The 17,104-nt window shown below is 71.2% G+C and carries 15 protein-coding genes; 11 read left to right on the forward strand and 4 right to left on the reverse strand.

The genetic code is table 11. The annotated features are described in order from the left end of the window. The first annotated feature begins 1 nt into the window (after nt 1). From ACFWA7_RS28595 to ACFWA7_RS28625, 7 genes are all read left to right on the forward strand, one after another. Nucleotides 2-544 (forward strand): F0F1 ATP synthase subunit B, encoded by a 543-nt coding sequence (locus ACFWA7_RS28595; protein ID WP_361389566.1) that lies wholly within the window; start codon nt 2-4, stop codon nt 542-544. After that, a complete protein-coding gene (locus ACFWA7_RS28600; RefSeq protein ID WP_385540536.1) occupies nt 541-1,356 on the forward strand; it encodes a F0F1 ATP synthase subunit delta in 816 nt (271 codons plus the stop codon). The genes ACFWA7_RS28595 and ACFWA7_RS28600 overlap by 4 nt, the downstream gene beginning before the upstream one ends. 140 nt (nt 1,357-1,496) lie before the next feature. Beyond that, complete coding sequence (gene atpA / locus ACFWA7_RS28605; protein ID WP_385540538.1) at nt 1,497-3,092, forward strand: F0F1 ATP synthase subunit alpha; 1,596 nt, start codon at nt 1,497-1,499, stop codon at nt 3,090-3,092. Between the two features lie 20 nt (nt 3,093-3,112). Beyond that, a complete protein-coding gene (locus ACFWA7_RS28610; protein ID WP_385825892.1) occupies nt 3,113-4,030 on the forward strand; it encodes a F0F1 ATP synthase subunit gamma in 918 nt (305 codons plus the stop codon). Beyond that, nucleotides 4,030-5,472 (forward strand): F0F1 ATP synthase subunit beta, encoded by a 1,443-nt coding sequence (gene atpD, locus ACFWA7_RS28615; protein WP_385540541.1) that lies wholly within the window; start codon nt 4,030-4,032, stop codon nt 5,470-5,472. The genes ACFWA7_RS28610 and atpD overlap by 1 nt, the downstream gene beginning before the upstream one ends. 210 nt (nt 5,473-5,682) lie before the next feature. Continuing rightward, nucleotides 5,683-6,057: a F0F1 ATP synthase subunit epsilon gene (locus tag ACFWA7_RS28620; protein WP_067163957.1), complete on the forward strand. Its 375-nt coding sequence runs from the start codon at nt 5,683-5,685 to the stop codon at nt 6,055-6,057. Between the two features lie 137 nt (nt 6,058-6,194). Further along, a complete protein-coding gene (locus tag ACFWA7_RS28625; RefSeq protein ID WP_385540543.1) occupies nt 6,195-6,641 on the forward strand; it encodes a DUF2550 domain-containing protein in 447 nt (148 codons plus the stop codon). Nucleotides 6,642-6,870: 229 nt separating this feature from the next. Here ACFWA7_RS28625 and ACFWA7_RS28630 read toward each other — a convergent pair whose 3' ends face one another. The 3 genes from ACFWA7_RS28630 to ACFWA7_RS28640 all read right to left on the reverse strand — a co-directional run bounded on the left by ACFWA7_RS28630 (nt 6,871) and on the right by ACFWA7_RS28640 (nt 10,829). Next, nucleotides 6,871-8,730, reverse strand: a complete 1,860-nt coding sequence (locus tag ACFWA7_RS28630) for a glycosyl hydrolase family 18 protein (protein WP_385825894.1) — start codon at nt 8,728-8,730, stop codon at nt 6,871-6,873. Nucleotides 8,731-8,955: 225 nt separating this feature from the next. Further along, on the reverse strand, nt 8,956-9,600 hold the full coding sequence (locus ACFWA7_RS28635) for a response regulator (RefSeq protein WP_385540547.1): 645 nt from the start codon (nt 9,598-9,600) through the stop codon (nt 8,956-8,958). After that, nucleotides 9,597-10,829, reverse strand: a complete 1,233-nt coding sequence (locus ACFWA7_RS28640; protein WP_385540564.1) for a sensor histidine kinase — start codon at nt 10,827-10,829, stop codon at nt 9,597-9,599. Before ACFWA7_RS28640 ends, ACFWA7_RS28635 begins: the two co-directional genes overlap by 4 nt. Before the next feature lie 138 nt (nt 10,830-10,967). Here ACFWA7_RS28640 and ACFWA7_RS28645 point away from each other — a divergent pair, with 138 nt between their 5' ends. Further along, a complete protein-coding gene (locus ACFWA7_RS28645; RefSeq protein ID WP_385825896.1) occupies nt 10,968-11,528 on the forward strand; it encodes a hypothetical protein in 561 nt (186 codons plus the stop codon). Between the two features lie 121 nt (nt 11,529-11,649). Here ACFWA7_RS28645 and ACFWA7_RS28650 read toward each other — a convergent pair whose 3' ends face one another. Next, nucleotides 11,650-12,222, reverse strand: a complete 573-nt coding sequence (locus tag ACFWA7_RS28650; RefSeq protein WP_385540550.1) for a cob(I)yrinic acid a,c-diamide adenosyltransferase — start codon at nt 12,220-12,222, stop codon at nt 11,650-11,652. 270 nt (nt 12,223-12,492) lie between these two features. Between ACFWA7_RS28650 and ACFWA7_RS28655 the strand changes: the two genes are divergently transcribed. The 3 genes from ACFWA7_RS28655 to ACFWA7_RS28665 all read left to right on the forward strand — a co-directional run bounded on the left by ACFWA7_RS28655 (nt 12,493) and on the right by ACFWA7_RS28665 (nt 16,782). After that, nucleotides 12,493-13,341 (forward strand): 3-hydroxyacyl-CoA dehydrogenase family protein, encoded by an 849-nt coding sequence (locus tag ACFWA7_RS28655; RefSeq protein WP_385540552.1) that lies wholly within the window; start codon nt 12,493-12,495, stop codon nt 13,339-13,341. Nucleotides 13,342-13,500: 159 nt separating this feature from the next. After that, complete coding sequence (locus tag ACFWA7_RS28660) at nt 13,501-13,824, forward strand: STAS domain-containing protein (protein WP_067163978.1); 324 nt, start codon at nt 13,501-13,503, stop codon at nt 13,822-13,824. A 288-nt stretch (nt 13,825-14,112) separates the two neighbouring features. Next, complete coding sequence (locus ACFWA7_RS28665; RefSeq protein ID WP_385825898.1) at nt 14,113-16,782, forward strand: ATP-binding protein; 2,670 nt, start codon at nt 14,113-14,115, stop codon at nt 16,780-16,782. Nucleotides 16,783-17,104 lie beyond the last annotated feature (322 nt).

Below are 17,104 nucleotides of genomic sequence, written 5' to 3' on the forward strand. Positions count from 1 at the left end.
CATGGTTCAGCTGGCCGCCGAGGGCAAGGAAAACCCCCTCGTTCCGCCGTGGCCTGAGCTCGTCATCGGCCTGATCGCCTTCGTCATCGTCTTCGGTTTCCTCGCCAAGAAGCTCCTCCCGAACATCAACAAGGTTCTGGACGAGCGTCGCGAGGCCATCGAGGGCGGTATCGAGAAGGCCGAGGCCGCGCAGACCGAGGCTCAGAGCGTGCTGGAGCAGTACAAGGCCCAGCTCGCCGAGGCCCGCCACGAGGCTGCCCGCCTGCGCCAGGAGGCGACCGAGCAGGGCACCGTGCTCATCCAGGAGATGAGGGCGGAAGGCCAGCGGCAGCGTGAGGAGATCATCGCTGCCGGCCACGCCCAGATCGAGGCCGACCGCAAGGCCGCGGCGCACGCGCTCCGCCAGGACGTGGGCAAGCTCGCCACCGACCTGGCCGGCAAGCTCGTCGGCGAGTCCCTTGAGGACCACGCCCGGCAGAGCCGCACCATCGACCGCTTCCTCGAAGGTCTTGAGGACGCTTCGAAGGCCGAGGCCACGCGATGAACGGAGCGAGCCGCGAGGCACTGGCTGCCGCGCGCGAGCGTCTTGACGCGCTGATGGACAACACGTCCGTCGACGCGGCGAAGCTCGCCGGGGAGCTGGCGGCCGTCACCGCGCTGCTCGACCGCGAGGTGTCGCTGCGCCGGGTCCTCACCGACCCGTCGCAGCCCGCCGAGGCCAAGGCCGAGCTGGCCGGGCGCCTCCTCGGCGGCCAGGTCGGCGGCGAGAGTGCCGACCTGGTGAGCGGCATGGTCCGCTCCCGCTGGTCGCAGTCGCGCGACCTGGTGGACGCGCTGGAGGAGCTGGCGAACACCGCCGACCTCACCGCGGCGCAGAAGGCCGGCGCGCTGGACGACGTGGAGGACGAGCTGTTCCGGTTCGGCCGGATCGTCTCCTCCAGCACCGACCTGCGCTCCGCGCTGACCAACCGCGCCGCCACCGCGTCCGCCAAGGGCGAGCTGCTGCGCAGCCTGCTCGGCGGCAAGGCGAACGCGGCCACCGAGCGTCTCGTCACGCGTCTGGTGACCAAGCCGCGTGGACGTAGCCTGGAAGCGGGACTCGACTCCCTCTCCAAGCTCGCCGCGGAGCGCCGGGACCGCATGGTCGCCGTGGTCACCTCGGCGGTGCCGCTGACCGACGTGCAGAAGCAGCGCCTCGGCGCCGCTCTGGCGAAGGTCTACGGCCGCCAGATGCACCTGAACCTGGACGTGGACCCGACGGTCCTCGGCGGGATCTCGGTGCGGGTGGGCGACGAGGTCGTCGACGGCACGATCGCGCAGCGTCTCGACGAGGCGAGCCGGCGACTGGCCGGCTGACCTGCCTCGGCAGCGTCACCAATTACACAAGGCATCACAGCGGCCCGGTTGGGCCGTGCAGAACTTGCAGAAGATTCCTGGGGGTCGCCCCCAGACCCCCTAAGAAGCTTCAGGCCCAACAAGGAGAGCAGGGAACCCAGATGGCGGAGCTCACGATCCGGCCGGAGGAGATCCGGGACGCACTGGAGAACTTCGTCCAGTCGTACCAGCCGGACGCGGCCTCGCGCGAGGAGGTCGGAACGGTCAGCGTTGCCGGCGACGGCATCGCGAAGGTGGAGGGTCTGCCCTCCGCCATGGCGAACGAACTGCTGAAGTTCGAGGACGGAACCCTCGGTCTCGCCCTCAACCTCGACGAGCGCGAGATCGGCGCCGTCGTCCTCGGTGAGTTCAGCGGTATCGAGGAGGGCCAGCCGGTGCGGCGCACCGGTGAAGTCCTCTCCGTAGGCGTCGGCGAGGGCTACCTCGGCCGTGTCGTCGACCCGCTCGGCAACCCGATCGACGGCCTCGGCGAGATCGCGACCGAAGGCCGCCGCGCCCTCGAACTGCAGGCCCCGGGCGTCATGGTCCGTAAGTCGGTGCACGAGCCGATGCAGACCGGCTACAAGGCCATCGACGCGATGGTGCCGATCGGCCGTGGCCAGCGTCAGCTGGTCATCGGTGACCGTCAGACCGGCAAGACCGCTCTGGCCGTCGACACGATCATCAACCAGCGCGACAACTGGCGCTCGGGCGACGTGAACAAGCAGGTCCGCTGCATCTACGTCGCCATCGGTCAGAAGGGCTCGACCATCGCGTCCGTTCGCGGCGCCCTGGAAGAGGCCGGCGCGCTTGAGTACACGACGATCGTCGCCGCCCCGGCGTCCGACCCGGCCGGCTTCAAGTACCTGGCGCCGTACACCGGTTCCGCCATCGGCCAGCACTGGATGTACGCCGGCAAGCACGTCCTGATCATCTTCGACGACCTGTCGAAGCAGGCCGACGCCTACCGCGCCGTGTCGCTGCTGCTGCGCCGCCCGCCGGGCCGCGAGGCCTACCCGGGTGACGTCTTCTACTTGCACTCGCGTCTGCTGGAGCGCTGCGCGAAGCTCTCCGACGAGATGGGTGCCGGTTCGATGACCGGTCTGCCGATCGTCGAGACCAAGGCGAACGACGTGTCGGCGTTCATCCCGACCAACGTCATCTCCATCACCGACGGCCAGTGCTTCCTGGAGTCCGACCTGTTCAACGCGGGCCAGCGCCCGGCGCTGAACGTCGGTATCTCGGTCTCCCGCGTTGGTGGTTCGGCCCAGCACAAGGCCATGCGCCAGGTGTCCGGCCGTCTGCGTCTGGACCTCGCCCAGTACCGTGAGCTGGAGGCGTTCGCCGCCTTCGGTTCCGACCTGGACGCCGCCTCGAAGGCTTCGCTGGAGCGCGGCAAGCGCCTGGTCGAGCTGCTGAAGCAGGGCCAGTACCAGCCGATGCCCGTCGAGGAGCAGGTCGTCTCCGTCTGGGCCGGCACCACCGGCAAGATGGACGATGTTCCGGTCGCCGACATCCGTCGCTTCGAGTCGGAGCTGCTGGAGCACCTGCGCCGCGAGCGCAAGGACCTCCTCACCTCCATCGCCGAGGGCGCCAAGATGTCGGATGACACCCTGACGTCGATCGCGGACGCCATCGCTGCCTTCAAGCAGCAGTTCGAGACGTCTGACGGCAAGCTCCTGGGCGAGGACGCTCCGGCCGTCAACGTCTCCAAGTGACGACGGAAGGGACCTGACTCATGGGAGCGCAGCTCCGGGTCTACAAGCGTCGCATCCGTGCCGTCACGGCGACCAAGAAGATCACCAAGGCGATGGAGATGATCGCCGCCTCGCGCATCGTCAAGGCGCAGCGCAAGGTGGCGGCGTCGATGCCGTACGCGACCGAGCTCACCCGTGCGGTGACCGCGGTGGCGACCGGTTCGAACACCAAGCACGCCCTGACCACCGAGGCCGAGGCGCCGACCCGTGCCGCGATCCTGCTCATCACGAGCGACCGCGGTCTGGCCGGCGGCTACTCCTCGAACGCCATCAAGCAGGCGGAGCGGCTCACCGAGCGGCTGCGCGCTGAGGGCAAGGACGTCGATGCCTACATCGTCGGCCGCAAGGGTGTCGCCTACTACGGCTTCCGCGAGCGCAAGGTCGCGAAGTCGTGGACCGGCTTCACCGACAGCCCGGCCTACGCCGACGCCAAGCGCGTCGCGGCGCCGCTGATCGAGGCCATCCAGACGGACACGGCCGAGGGCGGCGTCGACGAGCTGCACATCGTCTACACGGAATTCGTGTCGATGATGACGCAGAACGCGGTGGACGGCCGGATGCTGCCGCTCAGTCTCGACCAGGTTCAGGAAGAGGACGGTGCGAAGGGCGAGATCCTTCCGCTGTTCGACTTCGAGCCGTCGGCGGAGGACGTCCTCGACGCCCTGCTGCCGCGCTACGTCGAGAGCCGCATCTACAACGCACTGCTGCAGTCGGCCGCTTCCGAGCACGCCGCCCGCCGCCGCGCGATGAAGTCGGCGACCGACAACGCCGGGGATCTCATCAAGAGCCTCTCCCGGCTTGCCAACGCGGCCCGCCAGGCCGAAATCACCCAGGAAATCAGCGAGATCGTCGGTGGCGCGAGCGCCATGGCTGACGCGACCGCGGGGAGTGACAAGTAATGACGACCACTGTTGAGACGGCCGCCGCCACGGGCCGCGTCGCCCGGGTCATCGGCCCGGTCGTCGACGTGGAGTTCCCCGTCGACGCCATGCCCGAGATCTACAACGCGCTGAAGGTCCAGGTCGCCGACCCGGCCGAGGACGGCAAGCTCAAGACGCTGACCCTTGAGGTCGCGCAGCACCTGGGTGACGGCCTCGTCCGTACCATCTCGATGCAGCCGACCGACGGTCTGGTCCGCCAGGCCGCGGTGACCGACACGGGCGAGGGCATCACCGTCCCCGTCGGTGACTTCACCAAGGGCAAGGTGTTCAACACGCTGGGCGAGGTGCTGAACTACCCCGAGGCGAACGCCGAGGTCACCGAGCGCTGGCCGATCCACCGCAAGGCCCCTCGCTTCGACGAGCTTGAGTCGAAGACCGAGATGTTCGAGACCGGCGTCAAGGTCATCGACCTTCTCACCCCGTACGTCAAGGGTGGAAAGATCGGTCTGTTCGGTGGTGCCGGTGTCGGCAAGACCGTTCTGATCCAGGAAATGATCTACCGCGTCGCCAACAACCACGACGGTGTGTCGGTGTTCGCGGGTGTCGGTGAGCGTACCCGTGAGGGCAACGACCTCATCGAGGAGATGGGCGACTCCGGCGTCATCGACAAGACGGCGCTCGTCTTCGGCCAGATGGACGAGCCCCCGGGCACCCGTCTCCGGGTCGCGCTGGCCGGTCTGACGATGGCGGAGTACTTCCGTGACGTCCAGAAGCAGGACGTCCTCTTCTTCATCGACAACATCTTCCGGTACACCCAGGCGGGTTCCGAGGTGTCGACCCTGCTCGGCCGTATGCCCTCCGCGGTGGGCTACCAGCCGAACCTGGCCGACGAGATGGGTCTCCTCCAGGAGCGCATCACCTCGACCCGTGGTCACTCGATCACCTCGATGCAGGCGATCTACGTCCCCGCGGACGACCTGACCGACCCGGCCCCGGCCACCACCTTCGCCCACCTCGACGCGACGACGGTTCTCTCCCGTCCGATCTCCGAGAAGGGCATCTACCCGGCCGTGGACCCGCTGGACTCGACGTCCCGCATCCTCGACCCGCGGTACATCGCGGCGGACCACTACGCCACCGCGATGCGCGTCAAGGGGATCCTGCAGAAGTACAAGGACCTCCAGGACATCATCGCGATCCTCGGTATCGACGAGCTGGGCGAGGAGGACAAGCTCGTTGTCCACCGTGCCCGTCGCGTCGAGCGCTTCCTGTCGCAGAACACCCACGTCGCCAAGCAGTTCACCGGCGTGGACGGTTCGGACGTGCCGCTCGAAGAGTCGATCACCGCGTTCAACGCGATCTGCGACGGTGAGTACGACCACTTCCCCGAGCAGGCGTTCTTCCTGTGCGGTGGCATCGAGGACCTCAAGGCCAACGCCAAGGAGCTGGGCGTCTCCTGAATCGCCTGACTCGTAGGAGTCGCGTTTCGGCGGAGGGGGGCGGGCGCGTCCCGCCTCTCTCCGTACGCCCACACCGCATCTCCCGGGGGACAACCCCCGGACCCCCGGCCGACAGGCCGGGTGGGCCCCGGCGCTCTGTTGCTCCGGGCCCTACTAGACTTGACCCAACACCCGGCTCCCATTGCCGGGTGGTGACCCGAGGAGCCCACCTTGGCTGCTGAGCTGCACGTCGAGCTCGTCGCCGCGGACCGCAGTGTCTGGTCCGGCGAGGCCACCCTGGTCGTCGCGCGCACCACGTCCGGCGACATCGGCGTCATGCCCGGTCACCAGCCGCTCCTCGGAGTGCTGGAGTCCGGTCCGGTGACCATCCGTACGAGCGAGGGCAGCACCGTCGTCGCCGCTGTGCACGGCGGGTTCATCTCGTTCGCGGACAACAAGCTCTCCATGCTCGCGGAGATCGCGGAGCTCGCGGACGAGATCGACGTCCAGCGTGCCGAGCGGGCGCTGGAGAGCGCCAAGTCGGTCGAGGACGGCGCCGCCGAGCGTCGCGCCGAGGTCCGGCTGCGTACGGTGTCGGTGCGCTAGCACCCCGCCGAAGAGTTTTGCCCTCAGCCGCGGTCACGGGTCTGGAATTTTCCGGACCCGGCCGCGGCTGAGGCGATGCAGGCACAAGAGACCGGGGCGAGCCCCGGGCCCCGAATGGAGCGAGGAGGTCGGTGTAGATGACCCTCGTTCTGCTTGTGGGCGGCCTGGTCGTCGCGCTGGTACTGGTGGGACTCTTCGTCTTCGGTCTGCGCCGGCGGCTGATCCAGCGTTCCGGCGGGACCTTCGACTGCAGTCTGCGCTGGGACGTGCCCGAGGGCGGCGACCCGGGCGGCAAGGGCTGGGTGTACGGAGTCGCGCGGTACAGCGGTGACCGGATCGAGTGGTTCCGCGTCTTCTCGTACGCGCCCCGGCCGCGGCGGCTCCTGGAGCGCTCCGCGATCGAGGTCGTGGCGCGCCGCAAGCCGGCGGGCGAGGAGGAGCTGGCGCTGCTGTCCGACGCGATCGTGCTCGGCTGTACGCACCGGGGCGTCCGCCTGGAGCTGGCGATGAGCGAGGACGCGCTGACGGGTTTCCTGGCGTGGCTGGAGGCGGCGCCGCCGGGCCAGAGGGTGAACGTGGCCTGACTTTTCCCCACCCCGCCCCTTCCCTGAAGCCCTGTGGGCGGCCGGGTTCTGCGTCTGCGGGCCGGTGGGGGCTGGCCGCGCAGTCCCCGCGCCCCTTAGATGCGCCCTTCGGGGCGCTCCTGGGGCTGGTGGGAACTGCGCGAGCAACCCGCCCACCAGGGTTCCGCAGACGAAGGGGTGACACCGGGGGAGGGGGACGGGCCCTCGCCCCGATGCCGCTCCGGGCGCGTTACCGCAACCCGGAGTCGATCGCCGAGATCAGCTCGCCGCCAGACGTGTCCCCGCTGAACTCCCAGAAGAACGCCCCCTTGAGGCCCTGGGACTTCGCGTACGCCATCTTGCCCGCGATCGTCGACGGCGTGTCATAGCTCCACCAGTTGGAGCCGCAGCGGGCGTACGCCGTGCCCGCGACCGTCCCCGTCACCGGGCAGGCGCTCTTGAGGATCTTGTAGTCCTCGATGCCCTGCTCGTACGTCCCGGGGGCCGGCCCCGTCGCCGTACCGCCCGGCGCGTCCTGGGTGACGCCGGTCCAGCCGCGCCCGTAGAACCCGATCCCCAGGTTGAGCTTGCTCGCCGGGATCCCCTTGGCCTTGTACTTCTGGATCGCCGCGTCCGTGTGGAAGCCCGCGATCGGGATGCCGTTGTACGAGGTGAGCGGGGAATGCGGGGCCGTGGGTCCCTTCGCGTCCCAGGCGCCGAAGAAGTCGTACGTCATCACGTTGTACCAGTCGACGTACTGCGCCGCCCCGGCGTAGTCGGCCTGGTCCATCTTGCCGTTGGCGGAGCCGTCGGCCGTGACGGCCGCCGTCACCAGCGCCGATGAGCCGAACTTGGCCCGCAGCGCGGCCAGCAGGTTCTTCAGCGAGGCCTGGCCGCTGGTGTCGCAGGAGAGGCCGCAGGCGTTGGGGTACTCCCAGTCGATGTCGATGCCGTCGAAGACATCGGCCCAGCGCGGGTCCTCGACCAGGCTGTAGCAGGAGTTGGCGAACGCCGTCGGGTTGGCCGCCGCCGCGCCGAAGCCGCCCGACCAGGTCCACCCGCCGAACGACCACAGCACCTTGATGCCCGGGTACTTCTTCTTCAGCTCGCGCAGCTGGTTGATGCTGCCCGCGACCGGCTGGTCCCAGGTGTCGGCGGTGCCGTCGACGCTGGAGGAGGCGTCGTACGTCTTCTGGTAGTCGGCGTAGGCGTCACCGATGGCGCACTGGCCGCCCGTGACGTTGCCGAACGCGTAGTTGATGTGCGTCAGCTTGGCCGCCGAGCCCGAGGTGACGATGTTCTTGACGTGGTAGTTGCGCTGGTAGACGCCCCAGTCGGTGAAGTAGCCGAGCTTGACCGTGGAGCCCGGGTCCGGGTTGCCGCCGCCGCCCGTGGTGGTGACGGTGGCCGAGCCGGAGGAGGGGCCCGTCTGGTCGGCGGTGTCGCGCGCGGTCACGCTGTACGTGTACGTCGTCCCGGCGGTGAGGCCCGAGTCGGCGTACGTCGTACCGGTCACCGTGGCGATCCTCGCGGAGCCGCGGTAGACGTCGTAGTTCTTGACGCCCTTGTCGTCGGTGGCGGCGGTCCACGACAGGCTCACCGAGGTGTTGGTGACGCCGCTCGCCGTCGGGGTGCCCGGCGCGGACGGCGGGCTGTCGCCGGGCGGGGTCGAACTACCGTCGCAGGAGCCCCCGTTGAGCTTGCAGCCGGAGGGGGCGCCGGAGCCCGCCCCGTTGAAGCCGAAGGTGACGCCGGCGCCGGGAGCGAGGGTGCCGTTGTACGACTTGTTCTTGGCGGTCCAGTGGTTGCCGTCATGGGTGACGTCCGCGTCCCAGAACGAGGTCACGGACGTACCGGAGGGGTAGTCCCACTCCACGGTCCAGGAGGTGAGCGTCGTGGTGCCGGTGTTCTTGACGGTCCACTGGGCGCCGAAGCCGGAGCCCCAGTCCTGGGTCTTGGCGTAGGTGGCGGTCGCCGAGGCGGCGGCCGCGGCGGGAGTGGCGCCCGCCAGGCCGACGAGCGCGGCCAGGGGAAGCGCCAGCGCGGTCAGGGTTGCCGCGGCTCTGGTTCTGAAGCGGGTGCGGGTGCGGATGCGCGTTGCAGGACTCAAGGAGAGCTCCCGAGTGAGGTCCGAAGGGGTGGGGGTGGGACCCTGCTCCGCCCGGTGAGCACACGGTGTCGTGGAGCACACGGTGTCGTGACACGCTCACACAGCAGTGCCGTGAGCGTGTCGTGGAGCACACGGTGTCGTGACACGCTCACACAGCAGTGCCGTGAGCGTAGAAAGGTCTGGACCAACCGTCAAGAGGTCCAGACCAGCGGCCGGAAGTCGACCCTACACGCCCAACTCCTGTGCCAGCACGGCCGCTTGGACCCGGCTGCGCAGCTGCAGCTTTCCCAGCAACCGGCTGACATGGGTCTTCACCGTGGCCTCCGCCATCGCAAGCCGCCCCGCGATCTCGGCGTTCGACAGCCCCTCGCCGAGGCACGACAGGACCTCCCGCTCGCGGCGGGTCAACGTCTCCAGGGCGGCCGGCCGCACCGGGGGCGCCTTGGCCGACGGGGCCGCGAACTCCGCGATCAGCCGGCGGGTGACGGCCGGGGCGATCAGCCCCTCGCCGCGCGCCACCGTGCGTACCGCCTCGATCAGGTCCCTCGCCTCCGTGTTCTTCAGCAGGAACCCCGCCGCGCCCGCGCGCAGCGCCCCGAAGACGTACTCGTCGAGGTCGAACGTCGTCAGGACCAGCACATCGGCCAGCTGCTCCGCGACCACCTGCCGGGTCGCCGAAACACCGTCGAGCCGGGGCATCTGCACATCCATGAGCACCAGGTCCGGACGCAGTTCACGCGCCAGCCGGACCGCCTCCTCGCCGTCGGCGGCCTCCCCGGCCACCTCGATGTCCGGGGCGCTGCCCAGGATCAGGACCAGACCGGCCCGTACCGACGACTGGTCCTCCGCGACCAGCACCCGGATCGTCATATGGTCGACTCGCTTTCCTTGATGGGCAGTTCGGCCCGGACCCGCCAGATCCTGGCACCGTCCGCACCCGGCTCGGGGCCCGACGCGAAGCACCCGCCGAGCAGCACGGCCCGCTCCCGCATCCCGACCAGACCCGCGCCCGAGCCCGGCGCACGCGGTCCCGGACGCTCACCGTACGGGCTGGTCACCCGGACCGTCAGCGCCCGCCCGGTGTGCGCGAGCGCCGCGGTGACCGTGCCCGGCGAGGCGTGCTTGAGGGCGTTGGTCAGTGACTCCTGGACGATCCGGTACGCGGCCAGCTCGACCGGGGCGGGCAGCGCGGTCCCCTCGGGCCGGGTGTCGTCGAGGGCGAAGTCGAGCCCGCTGGAGGCCCCGTTCGTACGGGCCTGGGCGATCAGCGCGTCGAGCCCGGCCAGCGTGGGCGCGGCGGCCGGTGCGCGCCCGGCGCCGCTGTCGCGGAGCAGCCCGATCAGCCGGCGCATCTCCGCGAGCCCGTCCACGCTGTTCGCACGGATCACGGTGAGCGCCTGCCGGGTGGTGGCCGGGTCGTCGAGGGAGAGCGCGGCGGTGGAGTGGATGGCGATCGCCGAGAGGTGGTTGGCGACCATGTCGTGCAGCTCACGGGCCATCCGGGCGCGCTCGGCCACCACCGCCTGGGTGCGGTCGACCTCGGCGAGCAGCGCGGTCTGCTCGGCGCGCAGGGTGGCCGCGTCGGCGGCGTCGCGGTGGTTGCGCACCAGCGCGCCGGTGGTGGCGGGTGCGAACGAGACCAGTCCGGTGATCAGGCCGATCAGCAGGGCCTCGGGCTTGTGCAGCCAGGCCACGAAGCCGATGGCCACTCCCACCGAGATCAGCCCGGTGGTGACGGGGATGCGGCGGGCGGCGGCCGGGGTGCCGTAAAGGACGGCCGCGTAGACCAGATCCGTGAACATCAGGACCGTCACCATGCTGCCGAGCGTGAACTGGTCCGCGATGATCGCGAAGGTGCCGGTGACCAGGGCGAACCGCGGGGCGGTCCGGCGTACGAGTTCGAGGGCCGCCATCACCGACAGCGGCACCAGGACCTCGGCGCCGCCGAACGGATGCCCGCCCTGGGTGTGCAGCCCGAGCGCCCAGCCCGCCACGCCGGTCAGCAGGCCGACGACGGCGATGATCACGTCATGGCGGTGCGGGCGGGGGAAACGTTTCACGTTCCCATGAAACACGGGGCCTGGGGCCCGGGCCTCCATGTGCGGGGCGATCCCGCGCTCCCTCGAATACGCCGAAGGATGCAGTGCTGTCTCCTCACTGCCGACGACGAGCGGGCCCGATCGCGGGCCGACGCTGGAAGGGAGTCCGGACGACGGGAACGGGGAACGGGGAACGCCGTGATCGTCACACTGATCGTCATCTGCGAAGTCGGCTTCTGGGTACTGCTCGCCGGGGGTCTGGCGCTGCGCTACTTCGCGAAGATGCCCAGGACGTCGGTGGCGGTCCTGCTCTGCGAGCCGCTGCTCGAAGCGCTGCTCCTCGTCGTCACCGTGATCGACCTCGGGAACGGCGCCGAGCCGGACTGGAAGCACGGCCTCGCCGCCGTGTACATCGGCTTCTCGGTGGCGATGGGCCACTCCATGGTGAAGCGGGCCGACGCCTGGTCCGCCCACCGCTTCGCGGGCGGCCCGCGCCCCGCCAAGGCCCCGGCGGGCGGCGCGGCCCGCGCGGCCCACGAGTGGAGGACCGCCGGGCGCTGGGTGCTCGCCGCCGCGATCGCGACCGGGCTGCTCCAGGGCGGCATCTGGTACGTGGGCGGCGACGGGGACGTCGGCTCCCTGCGGATGTGGCAGCAGCGGATGCTGTGGCTGATCGGCATCAACCTGTTCATCGCGCTGAGCTACACACTGTTCCCGAAGCGGGTGGAGGCGGCCCGGTCGCGGAAGGGCCTGTTCTAGGCAGCCCGTGCGGTACCGCGCCGGTACGGGGCACGGGGCGGTGACATATGCGGCTCCGCCGCGCGGGCGCGATCGGCGACGCATGACCCGCGGCCGACCCACTGCCCTCCGCGCGGAGCGCCTACCGCTCGCCGCCCGGCACCCACAGCACGTCCCCGACCTCGCCGTTCGCCGTCCGCGCCAGGATGAACAGCAGGTCGGAGAGGCGGTTGAGATACGTGGCCGTCAGCGGGTTCATCGTCTCGCCGTGCACCTCCAGGGCCGCCCAGGTCGAGCGCTCGGCGCGGCGGACCACCGTGCACGCCTGGTGCAGCAGCGCCGCGCCCGGGGTGCCGCCCGGCAGGATGAAGCTGCGGAGCTTGTCCAGCCGCTCGTTGAAGAGGTCGCAGTCCGCCTCAAGGCGGTCGATGTAGAACTGCTCGACCCGCAGCGGCGGGTACTTCGGGTCCTCGACCACGGGCGTGGACAGATCCGCGCCCACGTCGAACAGGTCGTTCTGGACCCGGCCGAGGACGGTCGCGACCTCCTCGGACAGCTTCCCGAGCGCCAGCGCGGTGCCGATGACCGCGTTCGCCTCGTTGGCGTCCGCGTACGCCGAGATCCGCAGATCCGTCTTGGCGGTACGGCTCATGTCGCCCAGGGCCGTGGTGCCCTTGTCGCCGGTACGGGTGTAGATGCGCGTCAGATTGACCATGGGGTCAGCCTAGTTACGCGGGGGCCGTCCGCCACGCTCCTGTGCCGACCGTCACGGCCGCCCGCCGGGCACGGACATTCCCCGCCCAAGTACGCGGTACGGGACGACCGGTGGGGCCCGCCGGGCCCCACGGTGAGACGCCGCTCACCCGTCTTGGTGTGATGTCCGTCATCTGAGACGTGACGCGCATCTCTTACGGCTCCCAAGACGCCTCACGGCCGATAGCCTCCGCCGGAGAGCCGTATCAGCAAGCTGTCAAAGGGGTGTGAAGTGGCCAGGAAGCTCGCCGTCATCGGGGCCGGACTCATGGGTTCGGGTATCGCGCAGGTCTCGGCCCAGGCGGGCTGGGACGTGGTGCTGCGCGACGTCACCGACGCGGCGCTGGCCCGTGGCACCGACGGCATCAAGGCCTCGTACGACAAGTTCGTGAGCAAGGGCAAGCTGGCCGCCGAGGACGCGGAGGCGGCGCTCGCCCGCATCACCACCACGACCGACCTGGACGCGGCCGCCGACGTGGACATCGTCGTCGAGGCCGTCTTCGAGAAGCTGGAGGTCAAGCACGACATCTTCGGTACGCTCGACAAGATCGTGCGTCCGGACACCGTGCTCGCCTCCAACACCTCCGCCATCCCGATCACCAAGATCGCGGCGGCCACCGAGAACCCCGAGCGGGTCGTCGGCGTCCATTTCTTCTCGCCGGTCCCGATGATGCAGCTCTGCGAGCTGGTGCGCGGCTACAAGACGAGCGACGAAACCCTGGCCACCGCCCGGGAGTTCGCCGAGTCCGTCGGCAAGACCTGCATCGTCGTCAACCGCGACGTCGCCGGTTTCGTCACCACCCGGCTGATCTCGGCGCTCGTCGTCGAGGCGGCCAAGCTGTACGAGTCGGGCGTGGCCACCGCCGAGGACATCGACCTCGCCTGCAAGCTGGGCTTCGGCCACGCGATGGGCCCGCTGGCCACCGCCGACCTCACCGGCGTGGACATCCTGCTCCACGCCACCAGCAACATCTACACCGAGTCCCAGGACGAGAAGTTCGCGCCGCCGGAGCTGATGCGCCGGATGGTTGACGCGGGTGACATCGGCCGTAAGAGCGGGCAGGGCTTCTACAAGCACTGATTGACGCACCCTCACCTCCCCTCGCCCCGGAATCACTCCATGGGGTGAATTAGGTATCGGTTCGCTTACAGACGGCAACTTCCCTGCGGTCTGTGCAGTCAGTTGGTGCAGTAAGAGACGACAGGCAGACAGGCATACGGAGCACTCCGGGGAGTACATATGCACATCAGGGGCGACCACGTCGAGCTGGTCGTCGGGGGCCGCCTCGACGTCCGCAGCGCGGCGGACGCCCGTACGGTCCTGCACTCGGCCGTCGACGACGGAGCCGGCGATCTGGTGCTCGACCTGACCGAGTTGGACTCCTGGGATGCCACGGGCCTCGGCGTGATCATGGGCGCCCACCGGCGGGCCGGCCGCTGCGGCCGGCGGCTCGTGCTGCGGGGCGTGCCGCCGCAGATGCAGCGCCTGCTGGTGGCGACCCGGCTGCACCGCATCCTCGCCATCGAGGGCGGCATCGCGGCGGAGGCGCTGCCGCGCGTGTGAGCGTGCGCGGCGCCACCGCCGTACGAGGCTCGTACGGCCCTCTTGAGCAAGACCTGTGCGCTACTTGTGCAGGTGATGTGGAAGCCGGTCCTCCGTACGCAATCCTCACCGGACTGTGACGCTCTGGGCGGGGTGGCACCCCGCCCGTTCGGAGATACTGGGCGAAGGTTTAGGGTGCGGTCTCCCGCCGGTCGACATCCCTGCGGCGGGTACCGGACCAGAACGACAGCGCAATGCGTAGCGGCCGGGGGGGCAGGGTTACGCAGGCGTATCTGGGGGGCTTTCACCATGAACCCGATGGACACCCGGGGACCGGACGAGTTCGACGACGAGCAGAACGGACCGGGCACCGGCGCGGGCGCGGGCGCCGTCGCACCGCGCAAGGAGCGCGACCGCGACGCCGTCACCCCCGAGCTCGGAGCGCGCGCCGCCGGACTCGCGCGCACGGTCCAGCTCGTCTCGGGCGACTTCCTGCTCACCGTCAACCCCGTCGACGGCAGCGAGATCGAACCCTGCCCGCCCGGCGAGATACCCGGCCGCCCCGAACGCCAGTCCGCCGCCGAACGCACCGACCGGGAGCGGGCGCTCAAGCCGCCGGTGCCCGCCGGGCCCGCCTCACCCGCGCCGGTCCTCCTGGAGCGCGGCGAGGAGCGCGAGCGACTGGTGCGCCTGCTCGGCCGCGGCCGTTCGGTGCGGCTCACCGGGCCCGCCGGATCCGGGCGCACGGTCCTGCTCGACGCGGTGGCCGCCGACTGCGCCCAGCTCGCACCCGACGGCGTCGTCCGCCTCAGCGGCCACCGCCGCACCGCCCGGGAACTGCTGCACGAGCTGTACGCGACGGTGTACCGCGCCCCGCTGCACCGGCCCGACCGGGCCGGACTGCACGACCAGGTGCGCGAGATCGGGGCGGTCGTCCTCGTCGACGACCTGGAGTTCGGCGGCGCCGCCCTCGAAGAGCTGCTCGCCGCGGCCCCCGAGTGCGCCTTCCTGCTCGCCGCGACGCCCGAGGTGGCGGCGCCGCCCGCCGAGTCGCACCTCGAAGAGGTCTTCCTGACCGGGCTCGGCCGCAGCGCCTCCCTCGAACTCCTGGAGCAGGCCGTGGACCGGCCGCTCAGCGACGACGAGGCCAACTGGGCGGGCGACCTCTGGTTCGAGTCCGAGGGCCTGCCGCTGCGGTTCGTCCAGGCGGGCGCGCTGCTGCGGCAGCGCGACGGGCTGCGCGGCGAGGGCGTCCCGCGCGACGAGTTCGGGCTGCCGGTCGACGAGCCCTCCGACGTCTCCGTCTTCTCGGCCGAGGGCCGCGAGGTGCCGCTGCCGTCCCTCGGCGAGGGCGCCGCACCCGCCGCGCCGCTCGCGGCCCGGCTCGGCCAGGCCTCCCGGGAGACCCTGCGGTTCGCCGTCGCGCTCGGCGGCGAGGTGCCGCACCAGGCGCATCTGCCCGCGCTCGTCGGGGACACCCACGCGGACGCCGCGCTCGGCGAACTGCTCGGCTGCGGGCTGCTCTCCCCGGTCGGTACGCGCTACCGGCTCGCGGCGGGCGTGCTCACCCAGCTGGAGGCGGCCGGGTACGGGGAGTCCGAAGAGGGTGCTGCGGAGCGGGCGCACACCGCCGCCCAGCACTACGCCTGGTGGACCGGGCACCCGTCGGTCACGCCCGAGCGGGCGGCGGCCGAGGCGGACGCGGTCCTCGCGGCCCTGGGCGCGCTGGTCCCCGGCGGCGACCCCGCGCACCCGGCCACGGCCGTCAAGCTCGCCCGCAGCGCGGCGCCCGCGTTCGCGGCCGGGCTGCACTGGGGGGCGTGGGAGCGGTCCCTGCGGATCGGCTCGGCGGCGGCCCGCCTCACCGGAGAGGTCGGGGAAGAGGCCTACTTCCACCACGAACTGGGCGTCCTGGCACTCTGCGCCGGAAACGTCGACCGCGCCCGCGCCGAACTGGAGGCGTCCATCGGCCTCAAGGGCGCGCTGTCCGACAAGCGGGGCACGGTCGCCGGTCGCCGGGCGCTGGCCCTGGTCGAGGACCGCTCGGGCGGCCCGGTGGTCTCCGGCGGCCGCACCCCGTCCGGCGACGAGGTCCCCGCCGCGCGCTACGAGGAGTCCCAGTCGCCCCCGGCCGGCGTCCCCGCCCCGGACGCCACGCCCACGGTGCTGATCCCGCACGGGACACCCCCCGCCAAGCGGACGCTCTTCACCGGCACGCGTCGCAACCTGGTCGCGGCGGGGGCCGGTGCGGTGCTCGCGGCGGTCCTGGGCACGGTGGTGACGCTGGGCGCGACGTCCGGTTCCGACGCGCCCGGCGACAAGGTGGAGCAGCAGCAGTCGGCGAACGAGGGCGGCGCCGAGGCGGGCCTCCCGGCGGACACGCCCACGCCCGGGGCCCCGCCCCGGTCCGGGGACGGCCCCGCGAACCCGACGACCCCGAGGCCGGGCACGCCGGGAACGACCCCGTCGGCGCCGTCCGGCCCGTCGTCCTCGATGACGCCTTCCGGGAAGCCGTCCACGCCGTCGACGAAGCCGTCCAAGCCGAGTGGGAAGCCGTCGACGTCGACGGGGGGCGCGGGTGGGTCGTCCACGACGGGTGGGTCCAGTACGGGGGGTACGTCGACCGGCGGGTCCACGACCGGGTCGACGACCGGCGGAAGCACCTCGACGGGCGGTTCCTCGACGGGGGGCACGTCCGCCGGTGGCCCAACGGGTGGCACCACCGGGCCGACGACCGGGGGGTCGACCACGGGCGGCTCCACGGGCGGGTCGACGGGCGGGTCGACGACGGGCGGGGATCCCACGACCGGTGGATCGGGCTCGGGCGGGACGTCCACGGGCGGCACGTCGGACGGTACGACGGGTGGCACGACGTCGGGTGCCACGACGTCGGGTGCCACGACGTCGGGTGCCGCGACGTCGGGTGCCGCGACGTCGGGCGGCACGAGCCCGAGCGGCAGCGCTTCGCCTACGGCGTAGTTCCCCGCCCCGCCCCTTCCCGAAAGCCCCGGGCGGGCGGCCGGGGGCTTTGTCTGCGGGTTCGGTGGGGGCTGGTCGCGCAGTTCCCCGCGCCCCTCAGGGGGATGGGGATGCCCAGCGCGGACGCGTCAGCTCTAGGGGGTCGGCACATTCAGCCCCTCCGGTGTGCAAGGAGGGGGGCCCGCACATTCAGCCCCTCCGGCGTTTGAGGAGCAGGGTCCGGGGCGGAGCCACGAAGGCGGGGGCAGGGAGCGAAGCTCCCGCCCCCAAGGGGCGCGGGGAACTGCGCGACCGGCCACAGACGGCCCGCAGACGAACGGGG

The organism is Streptomyces sp. NPDC059994, assembly GCF_042737755.1.
GTDB lineage: Bacteria > Actinomycetota > Actinomycetes > Streptomycetales > Streptomycetaceae > Streptomyces.

Coding starts and splice junctions, on each gene's coding strand:
- ACFWA7_RS28595 (WP_361389566.1), top strand. CDS start 2: ATGGTTCAGCTGGCCGCCGAGGGCAAGGAAAACCCCCTCGTTCCGCCG.
- ACFWA7_RS28600 (WP_385540536.1), top strand. CDS start 541: ATGAACGGAGCGAGCCGCGAGGCACTGGCTGCCGCGCGCGAGCGTCTT.
- atpA (WP_385540538.1), top strand. CDS start 1,497: ATGGCGGAGCTCACGATCCGGCCGGAGGAGATCCGGGACGCACTGGAG.
- ACFWA7_RS28610 (WP_385825892.1), top strand. CDS start 3,113: ATGGGAGCGCAGCTCCGGGTCTACAAGCGTCGCATCCGTGCCGTCACG.
- atpD (WP_385540541.1), top strand. CDS start 4,030: ATGACGACCACTGTTGAGACGGCCGCCGCCACGGGCCGCGTCGCCCGG.
- ACFWA7_RS28625 (WP_385540543.1), top strand. CDS start 6,195: ATGACCCTCGTTCTGCTTGTGGGCGGCCTGGTCGTCGCGCTGGTACTG.
- ACFWA7_RS28635 (WP_385540547.1), bottom strand. CDS start 9,600: ATGACGATCCGGGTGCTGGTCGCGGAGGACCAGTCGTCGGTACGGGCC.
- ACFWA7_RS28640 (WP_385540564.1), bottom strand. CDS start 10,829: ATGGAGGCCCGGGCCCCAGGCCCCGTGTTTCATGGGAACGTGAAACGT.
- ACFWA7_RS28650 (WP_385540550.1), bottom strand. CDS start 12,222: ATGGTCAATCTGACGCGCATCTACACCCGTACCGGCGACAAGGGCACC.
- ACFWA7_RS28660 (WP_067163978.1), top strand. CDS start 13,501: ATGCACATCAGGGGCGACCACGTCGAGCTGGTCGTCGGGGGCCGCCTC.
- ACFWA7_RS28665 (WP_385825898.1), top strand. CDS start 14,113: ATGAACCCGATGGACACCCGGGGACCGGACGAGTTCGACGACGAGCAG.